The sequence below is a fragment of the Pseudomonas sp. GW821-FHT03E01 genome, from assembly GCF_059420765.1.
Map to the genome: position 1 here is coordinate 53,584 of NZ_JBWKUI010000018.1, position 21,268 is coordinate 74,851.

General features: G+C 55.1%; 17 protein-coding genes. 11 read left to right on the plus strand and 6 right to left on the minus strand.

The window, feature by feature from the left end:
• The 6 genes from AC07VO_RS26350 to AC07VO_RS26375 form a co-directional block, all read right to left on the minus strand.
• Positions 1-3,861, minus strand: a complete 3,861-nt coding sequence (locus AC07VO_RS26350) for a cellulose biosynthesis protein BcsC (protein WP_192351275.1) — start codon at positions 3,859-3,861, stop codon at positions 1-3.
• Positions 3,837-5,084: a cellulose synthase complex periplasmic endoglucanase BcsZ gene (bcsZ, locus tag AC07VO_RS26355; protein WP_192351276.1), complete on the minus strand. Its 1,248-nt coding sequence runs from the start codon at positions 5,082-5,084 to the stop codon at positions 3,837-3,839. The genes AC07VO_RS26350 and bcsZ overlap by 25 nt, the downstream gene beginning before the upstream one ends.
• 7 nt (positions 5,085-5,091) lie before the next feature.
• Positions 5,092-7,395, minus strand: a complete 2,304-nt coding sequence (gene bcsB, locus AC07VO_RS26360) for a cellulose biosynthesis cyclic di-GMP-binding regulatory protein BcsB (protein ID WP_225609257.1) — start codon at positions 7,393-7,395, stop codon at positions 5,092-5,094.
• On the minus strand, positions 7,392-9,623 hold the full coding sequence (bcsA, locus tag AC07VO_RS26365; protein WP_018927940.1) for a UDP-forming cellulose synthase catalytic subunit: 2,232 nt from the start codon (positions 9,621-9,623) through the stop codon (positions 7,392-7,394). The genes bcsB and bcsA overlap by 4 nt, the downstream gene beginning before the upstream one ends.
• Complete coding sequence (bcsQ, locus tag AC07VO_RS26370; RefSeq protein ID WP_086945679.1) at positions 9,620-10,789, minus strand: cellulose biosynthesis protein BcsQ; 1,170 nt, start codon at positions 10,787-10,789, stop codon at positions 9,620-9,622. The genes bcsA and bcsQ overlap by 4 nt, the downstream gene beginning before the upstream one ends.
• A gap of 385 nt (positions 10,790-11,174) precedes the next feature.
• Positions 11,175-11,888, minus strand: a complete 714-nt coding sequence (locus tag AC07VO_RS26375) for a LuxR family transcriptional regulator (protein ID WP_192351277.1) — start codon at positions 11,886-11,888, stop codon at positions 11,175-11,177.
• 414 nt (positions 11,889-12,302) lie between these two features.
• On the opposite strand from AC07VO_RS26375, the gene AC07VO_RS26380 reads away from it, so the two are divergent.
• The 11 genes from AC07VO_RS26380 to AC07VO_RS26430 all read left to right on the plus strand — a co-directional run bounded on the left by AC07VO_RS26380 (position 12,303) and on the right by AC07VO_RS26430 (position 21,248).
• The gene (locus AC07VO_RS26380; protein WP_192351278.1) at positions 12,303-12,887 is read left to right on the plus strand and encodes an acyl-homoserine-lactone synthase; all 585 of its coding nucleotides are present in this window, start codon (positions 12,303-12,305) and stop codon (positions 12,885-12,887) included.
• Positions 12,888-12,920: 33 nt separating this feature from the next.
• Complete coding sequence (locus AC07VO_RS26385; RefSeq protein WP_192351279.1) at positions 12,921-13,967, plus strand: GNAT family N-acetyltransferase; 1,047 nt, start codon at positions 12,921-12,923, stop codon at positions 13,965-13,967.
• A 7-nt stretch (positions 13,968-13,974) separates the two neighbouring features.
• Positions 13,975-15,129 carry an aminotransferase class I/II-fold pyridoxal phosphate-dependent enzyme gene (locus tag AC07VO_RS26390; protein ID WP_086945675.1) on the plus strand — a complete coding sequence of 385 codons (1,155 nt, stop codon included), beginning with the start codon at positions 13,975-13,977 and terminating at the stop codon, positions 15,127-15,129.
• A gap of 81 nt (positions 15,130-15,210) precedes the next feature.
• Complete coding sequence (locus tag AC07VO_RS26395) at positions 15,211-15,948, plus strand: diacylglycerol/polyprenol kinase family protein (protein WP_086945674.1); 738 nt, start codon at positions 15,211-15,213, stop codon at positions 15,946-15,948.
• Complete coding sequence (locus tag AC07VO_RS26400; RefSeq protein WP_192351280.1) at positions 15,945-16,517, plus strand: histidine phosphatase family protein; 573 nt, start codon at positions 15,945-15,947, stop codon at positions 16,515-16,517. The genes AC07VO_RS26395 and AC07VO_RS26400 overlap by 4 nt, the downstream gene beginning before the upstream one ends.
• A 16-nt stretch (positions 16,518-16,533) precedes the next feature.
• A complete protein-coding gene (locus AC07VO_RS26405; RefSeq protein WP_192351281.1) occupies positions 16,534-17,439 on the plus strand; it encodes an NAD-dependent epimerase/dehydratase family protein in 906 nt (301 codons plus the stop codon).
• On the plus strand, positions 17,420-18,034 hold the full coding sequence (locus AC07VO_RS26410; protein WP_192351282.1) for a methyltransferase family protein: 615 nt from the start codon (positions 17,420-17,422) through the stop codon (positions 18,032-18,034). Before AC07VO_RS26405 ends, AC07VO_RS26410 begins: the two co-directional genes overlap by 20 nt.
• Positions 18,035-18,056: 22 nt before the next feature.
• Positions 18,057-18,311 carry an acyl carrier protein gene (locus tag AC07VO_RS26415; RefSeq protein WP_086945670.1) on the plus strand — a complete coding sequence of 85 codons (255 nt, stop codon included), beginning with the start codon at positions 18,057-18,059 and terminating at the stop codon, positions 18,309-18,311.
• On the plus strand, positions 18,308-19,519 hold the full coding sequence (locus tag AC07VO_RS26420; protein WP_192351284.1) for a beta-ketoacyl-[acyl-carrier-protein] synthase family protein: 1,212 nt from the start codon (positions 18,308-18,310) through the stop codon (positions 19,517-19,519). Before AC07VO_RS26415 ends, AC07VO_RS26420 begins: the two co-directional genes overlap by 4 nt.
• A complete protein-coding gene (locus AC07VO_RS26425) occupies positions 19,516-20,553 on the plus strand; it encodes a hypothetical protein (RefSeq protein ID WP_192351286.1) in 1,038 nt (345 codons plus the stop codon). Before AC07VO_RS26420 ends, AC07VO_RS26425 begins: the two co-directional genes overlap by 4 nt.
• On the plus strand, positions 20,550-21,248 hold the full coding sequence (locus tag AC07VO_RS26430) for a lysophospholipid acyltransferase family protein (protein ID WP_086945667.1): 699 nt from the start codon (positions 20,550-20,552) through the stop codon (positions 21,246-21,248). The genes AC07VO_RS26425 and AC07VO_RS26430 overlap by 4 nt, the downstream gene beginning before the upstream one ends.
• The last annotated feature ends 20 nt before the right edge of the window (positions 21,249-21,268 follow it).

Here is a 21,268-nt window from a genome sequence, read left to right on the forward strand (position 1 = left end):
TCAGTTGGAATAAGGTGAGGCGTACGGACTGACCGGCAAGCTCATGGGGCCGCTGATGTCCTCGAACAGGTAACGCAAAGACAGGGCGCCGCTGAATTGTTGGTAGTCGTGGGCGTTGTCCAGGCCCAGATTGGCGCCCAGCAGGAAGTTCGAAGCGACCTTGTATTCAGCCGCTGCGGCGACGCTGTAGCCGATCCCGGTTTTGTTTTGCCCGGCGTAACGCAGGCCCGAGGCCGCCTGCAGGGCTTTGTCGGTCGGGAAATAGTCGACACTGTCTTGCTCGAAATGCTGCACGCCGACCGAGCCCTTGACTTGATACGTCAAGCGCCCGGTGCGTTGTGCCCAGGTCACCGGTACGCCCAGGGCGAAGAACGTCTGCGGACTGAAATAGCCGCCGTGGCCATAGGTGAAATAGTCCTGATTGTTCGCGTAGCTGATGCCGGTCATGCTCAGGCCGACGGTCAGCTTGCTGTCCGTTGCATTTTGCAGGTACCAGTAGATGCCGCTGCCCAGTTCACTGCGGCTGTTGGATTCGACATGGTTGCCCAATAGCTGGTGCCAGGAGGCGTAGCCATAGGCGCCGACTTCACTGTCGTCATAGCTCAACTGGCCGCGCCCGCCGTTGGCGGTCACACCGCCCCAGGACTGCCCGCTGCGTTTGTCCGTGGTGCCGGCAAACGAGGTGACGCTGTCAGTCACCGGACGCCGGGAAACGCTCACCCCGTAGCGGACATTAGAGGAGTCGCTTATGGGGCGATCAACGCTGATGCCGCCCGTGGCGGTGGAGTATTTGAAGCCGAGCGGGGTGGTGCCGAGATCGGCCTTGAGCCCATCCGCGGGCCGTTGAATAGCGACGGAAAGACCGACACCCTCGGCTTTTTGCGAGCCGGCGCCTTCGCTCTGCGCACCGCTACCGAAGCGCTGCAGTGCTTCGCCGCTGGCACTGCCGGCGTTCAGCGAGACCGGCGTCACGCGCAGGGCGACACGGCTTTCATCCAGCGGGATATTGATTTCCAGCGGCGTTTCAATATCGGTCAGCTTGCTCAACCCCGACTCACTGTTGTTGCTGCGAATGCTCACGCCCTGGGTGACGTAGGCACTGCGCTCCTGAAGGATTTTATTCAGCGCCAGTTGCGCGGGGCTGATGTCTTCACTCACCAGTGCTGCGCGCGGCAGCTGCGACTCGAATGGATTGCTCGCCTGCTGGGGCCTTGGCAGGGCGTCGATGCCAAAAGGGGTGTTAGACCTCACGCTGCCCGGTATTTCCTGAGCCGGTGGCGGGATCGCTGCCAGCAAGGTGTCGCGACTGACCTCGCTACGTGGCCCCGACACCCCCGCAAAAGGGTTGGGTGCCACCGTCGACCCGGCCAGTTGGCCGCTCTGGCTTCTGCGTTTCTCGCTCTGCTCGATGGCCACTGCCTTGCGCAGCAGATCGGTCGCCGTGCCGGTCTTGCCCATGTTCTGGTAGAGGCGTGCGGCCTCGGTCAGCGTTTGAGGGTTACCGGATTCGGTCTTGAGCAGCTGTTGCAGTGCCTGTTCGGCAAAACCTGTGTCATGTGCCAGCACCGCCGCGTCGGCGGCACCCAACAGCAGTTGTGGGTCGTTTGGCTGACGTTGTAACAGCGGCTTGTAGAGTTCGAGGGCTTTTGTCGTGTCGCCGTTGGCCGAATACATTCGTGCCAGCGCCGCGACGGCGGCGCTGTCACCGGGACGTTGCGCCAGCGCGGGCGCCAGCGTGTCATACGCGCTGGCCAGATTGCCTTGTTCGCGTAGATGGTCAGCCTGGCGGATGCGATAGAGATGGAGCAGGTCGTCGAAACGCTTGCGAGTCGGTGCGTTCAAGGGCTTGTTCTGAAGGTCGCGCAGAATCTCGTTGACCTGGGCGTCTTCCCCGGACTCAAGCAGGACCGAGGCGTATTGCAGGATGAAGTCCGCCGAGGGCGCAGCGGTGTGTTGCAATTGGCCGCGCATGAGGGCCAGCGCTCGGGTCGGCTCGCCGATCTCGACATAGGCCGAGGCCAGGCTCGCCGTGCGATCTGGACTGTTGTTGGCCATCGGCTGAGTACGATCGAGCAAGGTCAGGGCTTCCTGTCGCTGTCCGCGCTTGCCCAACCCGATCGCCTGGCTGAGTTGCAGGTTGAGGCTGACATCAGCGGCCAGTGCTTCCATGTCCGGGGTGCGCTGGTCGGGGCGCAAGCGTCCCAAGGTTGCCTGGGCGGCTTTCCACTCACCCATCTGGACCGACAGCAAGGCGCTGACGTAAAGCGCATCGGCATTGTCGGGGTGGGCCTGGAGCATGGTGTTGATCAGGTCCCGAGCCTTTTGCGGTTCGTCCATTGCCAGGTTCAGGCGGGCCAGGGCGAAACGTGTCCAGATGTTGTCCGGCTCAACGCGCAGCGCGTCTTGCAAGGCGTTGCGCGCAGCGGGCAGGTCGTTGCGTTGTTCGGCGAGGGCGGCCAGTTGCGTCGCGCGCAAGGCTTGCAGGCGTGCGGACTGGCCGGTCTTTGCCTGTCCGGTGGCTGGCAGGCTGTTGATCAGTTGCAGGGCTTCATCGTTCTTGCCGCTCTTGAGTAGCACATTAACCAACCCTTCCTGTGCTCGAGGGTCGTCGCGGCGCAGATTCAAAATTTGCCGATAGTTGCGCTGAGCCTCATCGAACTGGCCCGCGCTGGCCTGAATATCCGCCAGGGCGAGGAGAGCATCCGCCCCGTTTGGATTCTGCCGCAGCGCCTGGTTCACCAAGGCCTGTGCCTGGGCTGTCTGGCCTTTGGCCTGGGCATCGCGGGCCTGCTGCAACGCAGACCAGTAGCGCACTTCGTTCAGCGCCACTTGCCAGCGGCTGCCGTTGTGTTGTCGCGTGGCCTGCCCCAGGAGCTTTTCCGCTTCGGCCAGTCGCTGTTGCTGCTGGCGAATAACCCCAAGGCCGCCCAGCGCGTCAGCGTCATCGGGCTGGGTTTTCAAGCGTGCTTGAAACGCCTGTTCGGCGGTGGCCTGGTCGCCTGCTTTGAGCGCCTTCAGACCGCGCGCGACTTCGGCGGGCGGTTGCCATTCCTTGCTGGCCGTCGTTGCCGGCTGTTGCTTGCCCTTGTTCATCTGCGCGCGGATTTCCACGTCATCCGGATGCGTCTTGAGGTACGCCTCGAACAACGGTACTTGTGCCGGATTGGGCGGACCGATCCAGGTCAGTGCCAGGCGCCAGCTTTCGTCGGCATCACCGGCAATGTCGGTACGCTGGGTCAGTGCGGCCAGTGCACGAATGCCCTCGGCACGGCTGTCTTCACGACGGACCAGATGCTTGGCGTAAAACAGCGCGACGATCGAGTCGTTGGGCATCTCACGTTGCAGGCGCTGGAATCCGCTGCGTGCTTCAGCCCAGTCAGCCTGATTGAAGGCAAGGTTGTTGTAATACTCGCGGCCGATCGTACCTTGAGGTGGGCGGCCATCGAACAGCGAGCGAAACACGGCGGTCGCCTTGTCACGCTCACCGGCATCGACGAGGCGCCGAGCCTCCTCCAGGCGCTGCTGGTTCTGCGGTTGGGCCACGCCGATGTCCTGCGCCAATTGCAGGGCCTGTCGAGGCGTTGGCTGGATGGCTTGCAAGCGGGCGAGGTATTGCTGCGCCTGTTGTGGCTTGCCCTGTTGCACGCCGATCAAGCCCAGGCCATAGAGTGCGTCAACCTGGACCGGGTCCAGCAGCAGGACTTTCTGCCAGACTTCCGCAGCGCGTTGAGGGTTGTTGTGCGACTGCCAGTAATGCCCTTGCTCGACGAGTAACGTCTGTGGCGTCGGACTTTGAGCGTGTGCAGCAGCCGTCCATGCGCTCATGACGGCGATGGCTAGCGTGCGGTGGTGCGCGTGCATGCGGTCTCCCAGGAGAGTTTCAGCGTTCCGTCTTCCCGGAATCGGTAATGTTTATCTGCCCAGCCGAGCGCGAACAGGCTAAGCATGAAGTTGTAGTAACGCGGCGGACTGGCGTCGGTATCAGGCCTGGCCAGCGCCTCTTGCAAGGCGAGCTCCACGCGCTGTCGTTGTTGATCGGCCAACCGGGGATGCCCCTTGGCCTCAAGGTAGGGAATCAGTGCAGCCCAGAATCCGAACGGGCTCTGACCCTGAACACTGCCGTGGAGAATTCGGACTGTTTCCGGGGGGGAGCCCGTCGCGACAGTGCTGCGGGCCATGCCGTCCAGCCGTTTGAGCAGGAGCGCTGCCAGCGGTTCGGAGGTGTCACTCATGCCCAGCCAGAGGTACGCGCGAATGGCATCGTAGCTGCCCGTGTCGCCGTTGATCGGGTCGCTGACGAAGACACCCGATTGCGCTGAAGTGCCTTGATAACCGACCCAGTCAGCGACAAAACCGTGGTGGCTTGATTGGGCAATCATCGTCGCGGTGTTGTTGGCAATCGCTTGCCAGGGGCCGTTGGGAGCTTCCTTGGCCAGCCGCCGTAACAGTGGCAGTGGCAGGTAGCTGGGGTTCAGGCGCCAGAGAGCATCCGGCAGGATGAAGCCCTGTGGTCCAGGCAATACCATCGGACCCAGCCCGGGCAGCGTGACGACCAATTGCGCTTCAATCGTCGCCATCAGGTGCAGGGCATCCTGGCGATAGTCCGGCCGATGCCACAGGCGTGCGGCTTCGAGGAGGGCGTAGGCGATCCACAGGTCGGCGTCGGCAGCCGAATTGGCGTCCTGCAGGCGCCACTGACCGTCCGTGCCTTGCCCCCATAACCAGCCTGGCAGGCGAGTGGCGGTGGCGGTGGCGGAGCCTGCGAGGTTGGCTGATGTCCAGCGCCAGAGTTTGTCAAAGCGTGCCTGATCGTTGCCGATCAGTGCGAAGAGCATGCCGTAGGATTGCCCTTCAGAAGTGCTGTGATTGTTCTCCAGGCTCGATTCCAGAACCCGGCCGTCGGCCTGGACGAAGCGCGTTGCATAGGTTTGCCACAGTGGCCAGGCCGGCAACTCACAGGGAGTTGTGGCGGCTATCGCAGGCACCGGCAGGGCGAGCGCAAGCACAACGCTCAACCTGCGCACGTTACCGCGCAGGCACTGGCGAAGTGAAACCGCCCGGCTGCTCATGGACGACACAGGCATGCGCAGCTCATTGGCCAAGACGACGTTTGGCCCGTAAGCGCAGGGCCAGGTAAGTCATCGAAGCAAGCAGCAGGACCCCGAGGAGCGTGAACAGCATGAGCGCCATTATGTTTTGCGAGAGGTACCACTGCAGATAGCGCAATGGCCCCAGGCTCCCGACGTAGTAGTCCTGTTCGGCGACCAGCGATTTGACATGCTTGCCCTTGACCACCACCAGACTGCCTTGCAACTCGTGGGCGTTTTCTTCGCTGCTGAGCAGGGCGTTGGTCACGTCGGCCAAGCCGTTGGGCCTTGCGCTGGCGATAAACACCACACTGCGCCCACTCTTGAGCGGCGATTCGAATCCAGTCAGATAAGCACTGCCGTCGTCAGCGCTGAACCTGAAGCTGCTGCGCGCTTCACGCAGATTGGTTTTCGTATCCGGGCTGATCCAGTTGCGCAGACGCAAGGGCAGGTCAGACAGTTCAAAGTACTGCGCAGCAGCTTCGTCCTTGGCCGGCAGCAGGCTTTGCCATTGCTCCAGCAGCGGCTGATTGTTGCCCGAGGCGAGCACCAGCAGATCCCGGTCGCGTTGCTCGGCCACCTGGTCGGCGTGGACCACCTTTACGCCGGTGGCCGGATAACCGGTGGAGTCGCCGAAGCGGCCCAGCACGGTCAGATAGGCGCTCAGATCGGCCGGGCCTGGTTCGTTGGGCAGGATCACCGATGTTTCAGAAAGGTCGGCCATGCGGGTGAACGGGAAGCCGCTGTCCTTGAACACCCCGAGGTTGGGCATGGCCATGAAGTGTTCGTATTGGCTGAGGTCCAGGGTCGAGTCCGGGTCGATCACACCGCGCATGTTGTCGATGATGATGTCGCGGCAGTCGCCCTGTTTGATGTAGTCATACATAAAGCGAAATTGCAGGCGTGATTGCAGCGCTACGGAATTGAGCGGCAACAGCATGCGCGACGTGCGGGCCAGGCTGTCGTCGGTTTTGAGCATCGCCAGCAGGCTGTCGCTGCTGCCGAGTTTCTCGATCGAAGGCAGATCGATCGACTTGATGAAGGTATCGTTGAAGTGGACCAGCAACGAGGAATTGGTGGAGACCGGCTGCGGCGTATAGCGGTATTTCAGGTCAAGTTGTGCGCCGGGTTCACGCCAGTTGAACAGGTCGGGTGGCAAGCGCAGCGCAACCGTCATTTGTCCCGGGTTGTAACCCGATACATTGAGTTCTGCGGGCTTCGCCAGTTCACCCAGGCGAACCGGGCGGTCGGAGGGCAGCCAGTTAGGCGCGTCGTACGGTCGGCGTGGCTTGAGCGAGTCGATCCGGTCGATCACCACGCTCTGCCCGGAAAAAGCCGAGCCACCGAGGGCCAGCGCGGTCGCGGCGACCTTGAGATCGGCGCCATCGCGCCCGGAGACGATCAACAGTTTGCCCTGAGCATCATTCGGGTTGCTCACGAGTGTCAATGTCGGCCCCGTGGCCGCTTTGATCGGCAAGCCACTCAAGGCCGTCGATTCGCCACTGCTGACAAACACCACGGCGTTGCCTTTGGCCGGCAGGCTGGTGAGGCTGGCGGGGAAGGTTGCGCCGCGGTAGCTGGCCAGGGCGCCAAACCAGGACGACAGGATACCGGCGGCCTCAAGCTCAGGGCCGCTCGGGCGCGCAGTGAACACGAAGGGCAGCTTCAGGGGCGAAGCGTCTCGACGATCGAACAAGGGCAGAGGCAGAGCGGACAGGTCGTTGGGCTGTTTAATCGAGGACACCTGGAGGCTCAGCTGGCTCTCATTGCCGATCTTGGCCCACAGGCTGGAGTGCAGAGGGTCTTCACATTGCATCGTGTAGTGACCGATGAACTGCAGGCTGAGCCGGTTGAATTCGGTGATGGTCTGCGGCGGAATCTGCACGGTCCGGGTCTGCAATTTACCGGCCTCTTCCTTCGGGAGGGGCAGGCTGGCGGCCACTTGATCGTTGATCAGCACGTTGATTTGCGAAAGGTCGGCCAGCAGCGCCGGTGAATAGCTGTACTGCAGCGTGACCTGCGCAGCCGTGACGACTTCATCGGCGCGCACATTGAAGTTCACACTGTCGGTAGCCTCCACGCCTTTAAGGTTCATCGAATAGCTTTTGCCGAGCTCCTTGAGGGTGCGGGTATAGCTGTTGCTCGGGGCATCGGTCCCGGGCAACGATGCGACCGGCATCACCGCCGGCTCTGTGGCGTTGATTGGGGTGGTAGCACTCAACGCCCAGTCGCTCCAGCCCACTAGTGAGCAGGCGAGCAGCATGAGTGAGCGACGAGGAGGAAAGGTCCGGCGAGTGGAAGGCTTCAAGATCGTTGCGTGTCCGCGGTGGGGTCGATGGGGGATGGAGTGGCCGGGCGTTTGCGCAGCAGCGCCTGGCTGTCCTTTAGGGTGGCAACGAACAAGCGCAGGATGGCGCGCAAGCCAATGCTGCTGACCTCGCGCAACGCTGACATTGGCGCGTCGAGGCGGCCGTTGCCCCACGTGTTGGCCCAGGTGTCGGCCCGTGAAAAGGTCAGTCGCACCAGCTCACTTTGCTGGCGCAGGGTCAAACCCTCGAATTTCACGCCTGCCACGTTGTCGTTGCTGAAGATCGTTGTTGCGGGAAAGAGGCTTGAGGGAGGTGTGCGCAGAATGCACAGCCGCAGCTTCTCTTTGGCGCTGAGCTGAACTTGCGGTGGCAGTGCCAGACCCACGCCGTTTTGTGAGAAGTCCCGGGTTATGCAATCGAACGATGTGCCGTCTTCGCGATAGACGCGCACGGGCAGATCCGCGGGCACCCTGGGCTCGTTGCGCACCTGAGAGGACTCAGTGGCCACCGCCACGGCGGTGCTGACGATGATGATGTTGTACACGGTCCAGATCAGGTTGATCAGCAGGGTCGTGACCTCGGCCGAATCACTCCCGACCAGTTTCACCACGCCGATCGCCAGACCGATCATGTTCAAGGTCAACAGGACGATGTAAGGCCGCGCGAGCTTCCAGTTGAAATAGTCCTTTTCGACGGTGCCGCCCTTGTCGGTTACGTTGAATTTGCCCAGCGAAGGGCTGATCAGGGCCAGCAGGACCGGTCGCATGATGTGCCAGGCCAACACCGACTCATACACTTCGTTCCAGAAGGAATGGCGGAAGCGCCCCTGGATGCTGGAGTTGGTCAGGCTGGAATGGAAAATATGCGGCAGCACATAGACCGTGACCATCAACGCCGAGGCATGGAAAATCTGCGCGTCGAAAAACAGGTAGGCCAATGGTGCGGTCAAGAACACCAGGCGGGGCAGGCTGTAGAAAAAGTGCATCATGGCGTTGAGGTAGCAGATGCGCTGCCCCAGGTTCAGCCCTTTGCCAAACAAGGGATTGTCGGTCCGAAAAATCTGCACCATGCCCCGTGCCCAGCGTATGCGCTGGCTGATGTGTCGGGAAAGGCTTTCGGTGGCCAGTCCCGCCGCTTGTGGAATGGCGAGGTAAGCGGTGTTGAAACCACGTCGATTGAGCTTGAGTGCCGTGTGCGCATCTTCGGTCACGGTCTCGGTGGCGATGCCGCCGACTTCCAGCAAGTGAGTCCGCCGGATGACCGCGCAGGAGCCACAGAAAAATGCCGCGTTCCACAGGTCGTTGCCGTCCTGCACCAAGCCGTAGAACAGCTCACCTTCATTGGGTACCGAGCGAAAGGTATCGAGGTTTTTTTCGAACGGATCGGGTGAGTAGAAAAAATGCGGCGTTTGCAGCAACGCCAGGTTCGGGTCCTTTAAAAACCAGCCCATGGTGATTTGCAGGAAGGAGCGGGTGGGCACGTGGTCGGCGTCGAATATGGCAATGAACTCGCCATCGGTGACTTTGAGTGCCTCGTTGAGGTTGCCGGCCTTGGCATGTTGATTGTTGTCGCGGGTGATGTAGTTGACACCAATCTGCTGACAGAAAGCCTTGAATTCCTCCCGGCGTCCGTCATCGAGCACGTGCACCCGCAGTTTGCCCTCGGGCCAGTCAATGGCCTGAGCCGCGAGTACCACCAGTTTGACGATACCCAATGCTTCGTTATAGGTGGGAATGAACACATCCACCGTCGGCCATTCAGCGGGTGGCTGTTGCAGAAACTGCGGCTTACGTTGCAACGGCCAGGCGGTCTGTATATAGCCGAAGACCAGGACGAGCAAGGCATACAGTTCTGCCAGCACCAGCCCGTAGCCAAATACGGCATCCTGCCAGTTGTCGAAGTCCAGAGTGTCGGACAGGCGCCAGTACATGTAACGCAACGAAGCGATCAGCGAGAGGGTGATCAGGGTCAGGATCGCCAGACGCCCGGTTTGCTTGCGGATGATCAGGCTGGCGGCAAAACAGACGGAGGCAAACACGGCTTGGGAATACAGATTCTGCGGTGCAGTGAGGATACCCAGCACCAATAATGCTGCAATCAGCCCGCCTGAAATTTTCAGGCCCAGGCGCCAACGCAGGGGCCATTGACTGAAGCGATCCTGGAAGCTATCCAGCAGCTTCTGCAACCACCAGGTCTTTGCAGGTAGCTGATTCAGCTGGACGGTCATAGCGTGCCCTGCTGGCTGGAAGCATCCGTGAAAAGCAGGGCATGGACCGCGCCTGATAGCGACAGAATGTCCTGACAGCCAATGCTCTCAGGCGCGTGCTGCAACAGGTCCCGACCATAGGCCAGCGACTCGTTGAACTGGTGATCGAGGCGAATCGTCCCGATCAGGTTAGCGCCGAGCCGTCGCCGAAACAGCACGCCCATGTCCCTGCTGAACGCACGGGAGTCATCCCATTGGTTGAGCACATACCGCTGCTGCTGTGCGCGTCGCGGGCTGGTTTCCAGCCATTGGGTCATGGTGTCCAGTGCCAGGTAGGAGGCCGCGTCGGCCACCGTCATCACCAGCACCAGATCGGCAGCGTCGAGTGCCTGTTGCGAATAGACGGTCGCGCCCGAAGGCGTATCCAGGATCACGGTATCGTTTTCGCTGAGGTGCATTGACGCCAGGTGCTGGCTCAACCAGTCAGCATCTTCAAGCAGCATCTGCCTGAGCAATCGGCGATCGTTCAGCTCGCCAGTGCCGAAGGGCAGGCACTCACTGTCGCTAAAGCCCGGCAGGCGATGAGCGCCCCAGTCGGCGTCCTGCTCTTTGAGTTGGATCAGCCCGGGAGCCGGCCTGGTGATACCCAAGTGGCTGGACAGCGCGTTCTGAGGGTCCAGATCAATCGCGATGACTCGCCCGCCAGGGTGCCGAAGTGTTTTCGCGAGGCCAGCGGCGATGGTGCTTTTACCCACCCCGCCATTCGCTGAAACGATGGCAATGACCTTCGCCTTGGTCCGCTTGCGAATCGTTTCTGGCAGACCGTCCCGACGAACCTGGTTGAGTTCACGCAACAGGTCGCTCAATCGCTGACGGTCATCCGCAGCAGCACTCGCAGGTGGCTCAGTCAGGGGAGGGGACTTGGGCGAAGGCAGCGGGAGGAAAACATTCTTCACAGGCTCGATCGGCGCGCCAGTCAATAAAGAAGACTGTGGCTCGTCCAGTTGAAACACAGGAGACGTTGGCGTTGTGGGAGACAAGGCCGCCGACTCTGGTTCTGGCTCAGCCATTGCAGATGTAATCGGGTCGTCTTTGAAATCTTTATAGTTTGGTTGTATTTCCTGGTAAGTTTCCGCATTGGCACCAAAACGTGTAAAGAGTTTCGTAATATCGTCTACATATTTCATGCGTTGTACCAGGAATGAAATAACTCAGAAACTCAGCATTCCATTAACTTAACAAAGTTTATGCGTAGTCTTGGCGTTGGCAGAGTGCCAGTAATCTAGGAGGTCTGCGTTTGCGTGTCAATGAATGTTATAAAAAGTCAGCGAGGCTCGTTAGTGTTAGTCTGAATCTTGTTGAAGTGTTATGTTTGTGTGTGGGCAGTGTGAGTGTCGATCGCGTTCGATAGTTAGAGACTGGGTTATGTAATAAATAAGTTGGCTGATGTGTTTGAAGCACGGTGCTAAAAAAATGCTCCGTATCGAAAGATACGGAGCATTTTTTCATTTGCCGAGCACGAAGGTTGACCGGTTGAAAAATACAGGTCTCAGGCGTTGTGGCATATTGTGCTTAGAACAGCAAACCCATCAAGGATGCTTTGACCGCTGCTTCGGCTTTGTTTGATGCTTGAAGTTTACGCATGGAATTGACTAAATGAAATTTCACGGTCCGAATATCAATATTTAGAATAATGCTGATTTCAACATAAGTTTTTCCAGTGGCCGTCCATTTTAAGGTTTCTTTTTCTCGAGCGGTCAGTGGTTTATACATTTCGGGTATGTTTTTTTCGGAAAAGAAACGCGTCATGGATTCATGCGCTAACTGAGTCAGCCAAATTAGCTTGGTCTCTTTACTCTCCAGTTCTGTCGGTGAAATATATTCGCTGGAGCGGGAAACAGAGAGTAAGCCGATACTGTTGAATCCGCGCTGCGATGAAAGGCACCATCCATGATTTAGGTTGTAATGCCGCGCTTCTTCCCAGAATTTCAGACTTTGACTTTGCTGCTCTGCTGACCAGCGCAAGGGAATGGACCGTGTTAACCCATGTTTGACAGTGGGGTCTTGGGAAAAATAATGTTCGGCTACATATTTTTCTTCCCAAGGGGCAGGGTAATTTGAAAGTAGAAAATATTGCGGGGATGTTAACGATAAGGGGATTTTTAGTCCGTAGGAGCAGAATTCGAATCCCAGGTTGGAAGTTATTTTAACCAGTTCATTGAATAATTCATTTTCAGAAGTGCAGCCAGAAACTAACTCAATGAAGTCTTCGCGCCATTCTTTCACCAATACTACCTTCCGTGGTCAGCGCCCCCAGTGAGAAGGGCGGGGGGCTATTATACAGAATTGGAGCGTGCCAGGGAGGTAGCCCTGGAGTGCATCAATATTTGCTGAATACAGCGGCAATACCACGTCCGGTAAGGTCCGTAGCACAGATAAATCTCCCGCAAGGACGCAGTAGCTCTCTGTATTTTTTAGTACGTCAGTGCTAGAAAGTCGATATTTCTAAGTGCCTGGATTTTTACCCTCGCCACAGGGAGGGCGCAACTTTCAACTCAGTCAGATAAAAATTGTCAATTGTTTAACCGTTGATGTTGCTCATTGTTGGATGCGGTTTTAATTAACCTGCCCATTTGGGCAGCTACTAATACAGCTCTCGATTTGTTGTACTGGCCGGATAACATTTGCCGAGAGGTTGTCATGCTAACTGTTATAACAGGGACTGTTAATGATCTTTTGCCTGGGATGGCATGTGCGCTCGCTAAATATAGGTATCAGGTATTCGTTAAAGAGTTAGGCTGGCCTCTACGTTGTGAGGAGGGGGTTGAGTTAGATGATTTCGATCGCCCTGATACGGTATATGTTTTGGCCTGTGATCATAATCACGAAATATTTGGTTGCGCTCGGTTAATTCCTACTAATCGTCCATACCTGCTGGGGGATGTATTCCCTCACTTAATGGGAGGGAACCCTCCGCCGTTCTCTGCGGGTATATGGGAGCTCTCCCGGTTCGCTATTAGCCACCCGAAAGGCCAGGTATTGAGTGCTGAACAGGCCTGGAAAAATACGGTGAAATTGGTGAGGGAAGTGATTGACGTCGCACGCTCAAAAGGCGCGTTTCGATTGATCGCGTTCAGTGCTGTAGGCAATGAGCGTTTGCTAAAACGGATGGGCGTCAATACATGCAGGATTTCGCCGCCGCGGCTGATCGACAACAAAAGTATCGTTCCCTTCTGGATCGAAATCGACGACAAAACCACTAGCGCTTTGCGTCTGGCCGCCTAAAAACTTTACAGCGAATGATAGTCGAGAATGCCGATGAGTAGAGTCATAGGTTTGGCGGCATGCGATTGGTATGCCCTGAAGTGCTTGGACGAACGTATTTCGGTGGTGGGCCGCACTCAGGAACAGCTTGAGCAGCGAGTGACAGCGGCCTGCGAGCACTCCGCAACTGAGCATAATGTACCGATAGCCTGGAAGGACGAGAGTGGCGAGATAGTCGCTTTTTGCATCGTGCATTTCGACAAGCAGCGCAAGGTCAACGGGCTTGGCAGTGCGTACTTTTCAACGCTGATAGTAGTGCCGGTGGCGAGTGTCCTCCAGCAGCTGATGCGCTGTGCAATTGAGTATATAAACAGTACTCGGTTGCTGCCTCGGCGGGTGTCTGACTTGGTAGGCCCTATCCACAGTTCATTCTTGATTGAGCGAGGGCTGCGCACATTTGAGTCTGATTTCAATGTGTTTTCGTTGCCATCAAATACGATTGAGTTGACTGATGCCTTGGTGCAGGCAGGATTCCGAAAGGAAAAAGACCTGGTTGAAATTGTCTTTCAACCGCCCGCTCAAGGGTATCAACAGCATGCCTTGGAAGAAAAGCTCACTCAGCGATTGACGGGTATTGAGTTCCATCACTACGGGCAAGACGAATTGGTTGCCAGAAGCCAATTGTTAGCAGACTGTTATAATCAATCTTGGGAGCGAAATTGGGGTTACAGCCCTGCGTCAAAAGAACAGTTTGAAATAGCCTCGCGTAATATTAAAAACATATCGGCGTTGGTTGCCGAGCATGACGATAAAATTGTCGGCTTTACTATGTTTGCACCCGCCATGAATGAGCAGGGGTTGTACGGCCGCGCTTTTTTTACTGGCGTCGCTCCTGAGTATCAACGTAAAGGATTGTCGATAGCGCTCACTTTAAAGTTGACCGCCATCGCGCTGAGCAAGGTCGGTCGTAGCAGAATCAGCGTGTCTTGGATGCTGGAAGATAATGTCATGGTTCTTCGAACTATGCGTCATCTCACCCGGGACGGTATTTGTCACGAAAGAGCCTATCGCATTTATAGATATACTGCGCCGGTAGAATGAGAGTCTTATGCGTATTGATGATGTTGCATTAAAGTCGAAAGAGCTGGGTTATTACACATATTTTCCTCAAGTACGTTCTGCCTGCGGTCGGGATATGACGCTCGCGGATGGTCGGAAAATGTTGAACTTTGCATCGTGCGACTATTTGGGGCTTTCAAATCACGAACGCATGAAGGAGTCGGCTATTGCCGCCATCCTGCAGTACGGTTCGAACATCGGCGGCCCGATGATTTTCAGTGGCTTCACCGAATACCATGAGCGCCTGCAAAATAGCTTTAGCGATTTGTATGCAGGGCGAACATCGCTGATGTTTACCACCTCTTATCAGGCGAATTTTGGTGTTATCCCGTTGGCAGCTGAGCATGCTGATCTGATTCTGTTGGATAAATTGTCACATGTGTCGATCTGGGACGGTGTGAAATTGTCGGGCCGTCCATTCAGGGCCTACAGTCATGCCAACGTCGAAATGCTGGAGCAATTAGTCCGACTGAATCAAGACAAGAGAATTTTGATCATTACCGATGGGGTTTTCTCGGCAGACGGTGATGTCGCTGATCTCGGCAAGATCGCTCGGTTGAAACAGATCCATCCGAGCCTCGAAATCTACATCGATGACGCTCATGGTGTCGGTATGTTGGGCGGTTCAGGCCAAGGGGCCTGTGAGTCGGCTGGAGTGGTCTCAGAGATCGATTACATAGTTGGTACCATGAGCAAAGCTTTTGGCTCATCCGGTGGGTTCGTTGTATTCAAGGATGAGGCGTTCGCTGAAAGAGTCCGGTTCCGCTGCCCTACCTATAATGCTTCACGGTCGGTTTCACCGGGTGTCGCCTCGGCCTCATGCACCGCGCTAGAGATCAACGCTACGGAAGGGGCTGCGCGTCGGCTTCAACTTGCTGAGCTCACCCGCTACGCACATAAGCAAATTGACTCACTGGGTGTCGATAAGCTCTATTCGAAGACTGCCGTGATCCCAGTGGTATTCAAAGATCCGATGGAAGCCGCCCGGGTCAATGCCGAGTTGGTCGGCAAAGGGATCATGGGCTCACTGTTCGTACCGCCCTTTGTGCCGAATCATCAATCCAGGATCAGGTTATGCCTGACGTACAACCACACGATTGCCGATGTGGATCACTGTATTGATGCATTGCGAAAGATTATTTAAACAGCTCGTATTTATCCAGTAGTCGTAACGGTGCGGTGCAGGCCCGCCTACTATTTAAGACGTCGATGAAGTGGTAATGAAATGGTCCAGGTGGGTGCGGCTCTGTTAGGGATTGTTCTTTTCTATTTTATGCTATGCAAGGGTTTGGGGCTTTTAGTCCTGAATAAAGGAGTGCGGGTTAACTATACGAGAAAGGTTGGGCATTTTGCGATGTTCTTGCTGCCCAGCCTTTTCTTTGTGTTATTCAACATTCAAAGTACCCATGAGCGATTACTGTTGTCTGTGGTGTCCACGGCTATTTTATTCTTGGGCATGTGCGGGTGGGCGCGTCGTCGTTATCTGACTGCACAGCATATGTTTGCGAGTATTGATCGTCCGGAAGACTCGCCGCATACACTTTCCTGGTTGGTAAGCCAAACCGTGGCGGGCTTGCTGGTATTGTGGGTGACGCAATATGTCTGGTTGGCAGTCGGTGTTCCGATTGAGTTGATTTACATCACCATTTTAGCCACCACCTTTGGTGATGGCTTGGCAGAACCTGTCGGTATCCGATTTGGAAAACACGAGTATGTTGCCAAAGGATTTTTTGTTGACAAGAAATTCAAAAGAACCCTGGAAGGGTCTGCAACCGTATTCGTGATGTCGATGTTGTTTTGTGTGTTGTTCAAGGATTATTTTGAATGGCATCAGTTTGTACTGCTGTGTGCTGTTTATCCTCTTGCCCTTACCTTGACGGAGGCAAAGTCCCCTCATACGTGGGATACACCGTTTCTGTTTATTGTCGGTAATGCGATTGTAACGGGAGTCTATCTGCTGTGATTTATTTAATACGTCACGCCTCACCGTTGGTCAATTACGGGCGTTGCAATGCCGCCTCGGCGAAAGTGCTTCTGGCAGAATATAACCAGACCTCAAATATCGATGAGGATGAAGTTACAGGTTTCTTGACGCGTCCGGATTTGTCGCAGCCACTTTTGGCGTCCGAGGCCACCGTCATTTCCTCGCCGGTCAACAGAGCTTATGCAACGGCGTGCAAACTATTCAAAGTTTCGCGTATTCAACAAGATAGTCGATTACAGGAGTACGACCTGCGGGTAAGCGCCATTCCTTTCCTGAGATTGGGGTTAAGGCAATGGTTCGCTCTGCACAGAGTTCTGTGGCTGCTGGGGATTTCGTTGGGAGCTGTCTCCCGAAAAGCAGAACACCTTCGGGCTGTAAGTGTCGCCGATGAGCTTTACAAATCCAGCGCCGGGAGAGGGAAGACGATGATTGTCGTATCCCACGGTATGTTTCTCAGAACCGTCAGGAAAACACTGCAAAAACAGGGCATGCAGGCTCACACGGTTTATCGCTCAGGGTGTTTCACGGTCGAGTCTTTAACACCATGAAAGGGATTGCGTACACGTGAAGAAGTTACTGCTTTTAGGGGCCAGCGGTTTTATCGGACAGGGTGTCTACGAGGTCCTCAGCCAAGTGAAGGATATTCAGCTTATCCGCCATTCACGCTTGCCGAGGGCTGGTTATGATGCTTGCGAAATCGGCTCTGCGGAGTTTATAAAATTAGTTAACGATAGTGACTTTATTGTTAACTGCACGGGGATCGGTCTTAGTCGCCTGGGCGCGCGCACCGACAGTAATAAGGTACTCACGGAGCAGATACTGGCGTCGATTCACGTTGGTACCGCTGACAAGAAGAATTTTTTCCACTTGAGTAGCGTCAAGGCTCACAACCCTGAAAAAAGACTGGATGCGTACGCCGATGATAAGTGGGCGGCAGAGCAAGTTATCCATTCAAATAGCAACAAGGTGCAAGGGGTGATTTTGCGGGTGCCGACCGTACTGGGTCGTCATGACAAGAACCTGTTGCCGATGATCTCACTGTGCAAGTTGAAACTACTGCCATTGGTGACAGATGACCTCCCGGCGCTGCACGTCATTGGTGTGGAAAGTATTGCCCAGTGCATTATCCAATGGTTGGCGCGCAGCCCTGATCAGGCACTGCAAACGTGTTATCTCCTCAGCGAGGACACGGTGACCTATAACGATCTGGTCGGCGAAGTGTACGGCAGGCTCCAGACGGCAGAGGACAATGCCAGGTTGCGGAGAGTGAAAGTACGCTCCTTGTTCAGGATTTACAAAGTTCTGTCTTTTATGGACCTCTTCAGGCGCCAAAGAAAATTATTTCCATGGGCGCGCTTCAACGATCTTTTCATTTGCCCGTGGCATATCGAAAAGGGTGTGAGCGTGATCTTGACTCGGACGAAGTTATCGGTATTGGTAGAGGGATATTTTGAAAGCATTCAGAGTTGATGTCGCCGCCAGTTTGTTGGTACCACTGTTGTGCTCTTCTATGGTACTGCTTTATTACTCGGGTTTAGCGTTGCTTCCGCCGATCATCATGGCGAGTGTTCTGTTGTGTTCAGAACTGTATTTTCTACAAGAGACAGACAGCGATAGCGCTTTCGATAAAGGCATCAAAAGTGGATTTCTGGTGTCGTGTGCGATATCGATTGTCATGCTGTTGCAGTTGCTGATGCGCAGTGAATTCTTATTTCAAATGGTGGGTTCATTCATGATCTTGTGTGGCATCGGTCTGCGGGCTCATGGAAAAATCATACTGGGACGGCATTTTTCGCACTCATTGCGATTGCTGACCGATCATGAGTTGGTCAAGGCCGGCGCCTTCAAGTACATCAGGCACCCGGCGTATCTAGGAACGCTGCTTATTGTCACGGGTTTCGCTTTCTATACGAGCGTTTATGCCGCGTTGATTGTCTTCTCTGTCGCACTTTTATTGGTTCTTAAACGAATCCATGGCGAAGAGAAAATGTTGGTTGATTATTTTGGCGCAGCCTACACCCAGTACCAATTCGACAGCTACAAAGTAATTCCTTTTATTATCTGATAACGTCATTTCAGGAGATTATATGACTCACGTTCACGAAGAAAAAATCAAAGAGATTGTTTCTCAGGTCTTGGGCGTCAGCGTCGGAGAGATCCGCAACAACGAAAACTTCATAGAGGCTTACGGTGCTGATTCGATGTCAGGAATAGAAATCCTGGCCGGTATCGAGGGCGCTTTTCAGGTCCGAGTCAATGAAGCTTACATTCCACGGATAACCAGCGTGGATTCAATTCTCTCGTTTATCGACAAGACCCTGCTTGAGGCTGAGTGTGCATGATGAGCTCCGGCAAGGGCAGAAGGGTTGTCGTCACTGGCTTGGGGCCGGTCAGCCCGATCGGAATTGGGAAAGACGCGTTCTTTCATGCGTTGAAAACTGGGGTAAACGGCACGGGACTGCTTTCAAAAATCGATACCGACCGGTTTGAAAGAAAGTATGGGTGTGAGGTGAAATCCAGCATCAGCACATTGATTCCGGATTTTGACTCTTTCGCTCTCTCCGGGACTCCCAGCCATTTTGCGCTTGCCGCCACCGAGCTCGCTCTAACGGATGCGGCAATTGAACGGGCAGCGATTTCCGGCAAGCGAGTGAATTGTTATTTCGGCACGACCTATGGTGAGTCCAATCTGATTGACAACATGGTTACGGCAATGGCCGAACCTCAGCCAGGCCTGCACGCATCAGTGCAGCATACGTTTGCGTCTGAAATAAGCCGCGATGTCTTGAGATCGATAGGTTCGACCGGTGAGTCAGTCACGATTGGCAATGCGTGTTCAGCCAGTAACACCGCGTTGATATTCGGTTACGAGGCCATCAAGGCCGGGGACTGCGAACTTGCTATTTGCGGTGGAAGCGATGCGATCTACAAGGCCACGTTTGCAACATTCCATCGATTGGGCAGCATGACAGACCAAAACTGCACGCCTTTCAATTCAGGCCGCAAAGGCGTTTTGACCGCAGAAGGTGGTAGTGCACTGGTCCTTGAGGATTACGATCGGGCAATACGTCGCGGGGCACCTATCTATGCCGAAGTCCTCGGGTTTTCGATGAACTGTGATGCCGACCATATGGTGAGACTCAATCATCATAGTGTTGGCGATTGCATGGAGTCGGCGCTTGCAAATGCATTGGTCGCGCCTGGAGCGGTTGGCTATATATGCGCTCACGGTACCGGTACGGTTGCCAATGACAGCAATGAATACATGGCAATTGAGAGGGTCTTTGGCCATTCGCCACCGCCGGTTAGTTCCATTAAGTCAATGATGGGGCACAGCATGGGGGCGGCGGCTGGTTTTGGAGCCATTGCCTGCATGCTTGCGCTAAGCGAGGGATTGCCTCCTACGATCAATGTTTCTGAACAGGACCCTGAAATACCCATCGACATCGTCGCGGAGGGCTTCAGAGCCGGAAAAATCGATGTGGCGGTCAATAATGCTTTCGCTTTTGGCGGGAATAATTCAATTTTGGTATTCGGTAATCTCAAATGACGGGTGACGCTATCGTTGCATTGGTTTTAAACGATTGGGTCATGTTGCAAATGCCCGGTGTATTCGAGCAAGGGGGAGTGGAGTTACATCGCGGAAAAAGACCTGCGTGGGACCTGGCTTCCGGCGAACTTGTGCCGAGCCGTGAGCTGAAAAATTTCGATCGACAATCCCTGTTGCTATTGGCGGCGATGTCGTTGATTGAGGATGGCAATGACGGAGACTCCCTGGCGGGTTCAGCCATTATCGGTGCAACATCCAATGGTTCCATCGACACCGTTATTCAACTGATAAAAGAGTCGAACGAGAGTCGTTTTGCATTTCAGGTCAATCCGGCACAAATCCCCAATACCGTCATAAATTCTTCATTGGGTCAGTTGGCGATCAAATATGGCATTAAAGGACCGAACGTTTCTCTGTGCGCGAAAGAGTTGAGCTTCTATCACGCATTAGTTCAGGGGTTAAGAATTGCCATGCGAGGCGAGTCTGACTATATCTACACGACGGCGATTGAAACGTTTAGCGGTGAGTTTGGAACGCTCTACGCACAGAGCATTAATCTGCCTGCTGAAAAACGACTGGATACGGCGGCGATTTTCAGCTTTCAGGCAGTTGCTGACCTGAAGGTCCAGGGATTGATCGTCAGGTCATGCATGACGGGGCGTCTATTTTCCTCTGACTCGGCCGGCCTGATCGACCTGATACTCACATTTCTGGCAGGACAGGGTGTTGAACTTGATCAGGTCAGTCGAGTGAACCTCGCTGCTGCGGATTCCTGGCAGATGTCCTTGAGCAGCCTGAATCGTGCCTTCGGGGCGCGGTTCGAGATGCTGGATCGGGCGAAGGCTCTGAGTCTGTCTCTGGTGGGCGCCTATCAATTGGCCGAAATGGCGAATGGTGTTCCGGCCCAAAGTTTTGGGGTGATGGCGTGTGTTGATGATGAAGGTTTTTATGGTGTCGCGCTGATTGAACGTAATGATGTTCGAGAGGGTTTTTTCACCGGCTCAAGTGATTTAGAAAAGGCGGGTAACCTATGATTTCGTTTGTAAGATGGTTGTTGGTGTTGCTGTTCATTGTCCTGAGTTTTCCTTTTTTATGCGTATACATGTTAATCAATCCTATAAAGAACAGGAATCTGCATGTGGCCTGTCGGTCATATTCAGTGATTAATAAAATATTCTCGGTTCGTGTCGCTGTGAATGGATTCGATACTATCTCCACTGCCAAGCCTTATATCTATGTGGCCAACCACCAATGTAATTATGATGTTCTGATTGTTGCTGAGGCGTTGAAACCAGGCACCGTTATTGTCGGTAAAAAATCGCTTAGGTGGTTGCCTCTGGTCGGGCAACTGTATTGGCTGACGGGGAGCCTGTTCATTGACAGAAACAGCCCCCGGGCTTCTATCCAGAGCTTGCGCAAGATTTCCAAGAGTGTTGTCGCAGACAATACTTCCATCTGGATCTTTCCTGAAGGCACCCGAAACAAAGGTGGGGATATGCTGCCTTTCAAGGCGGGGGCCTTTCGGATTGCCAAGGAGATGGGAGTAGGGATCGTTCCAGTCACGATCAGTCCTGCCGTTGGGGACATTGCCTACAACTCATTGCGCCCTACTGAAGTCAGTATCGTCGCCCATCAACCCATCGAGGCGGATGAGGTCGCGCGTATGAGCGCCAAAGAACTGGCAAGCTACACGCGTGAGATTATCAACAATATGATTCCGGTTATTTAGTCGAAAAAACGGGATACGGT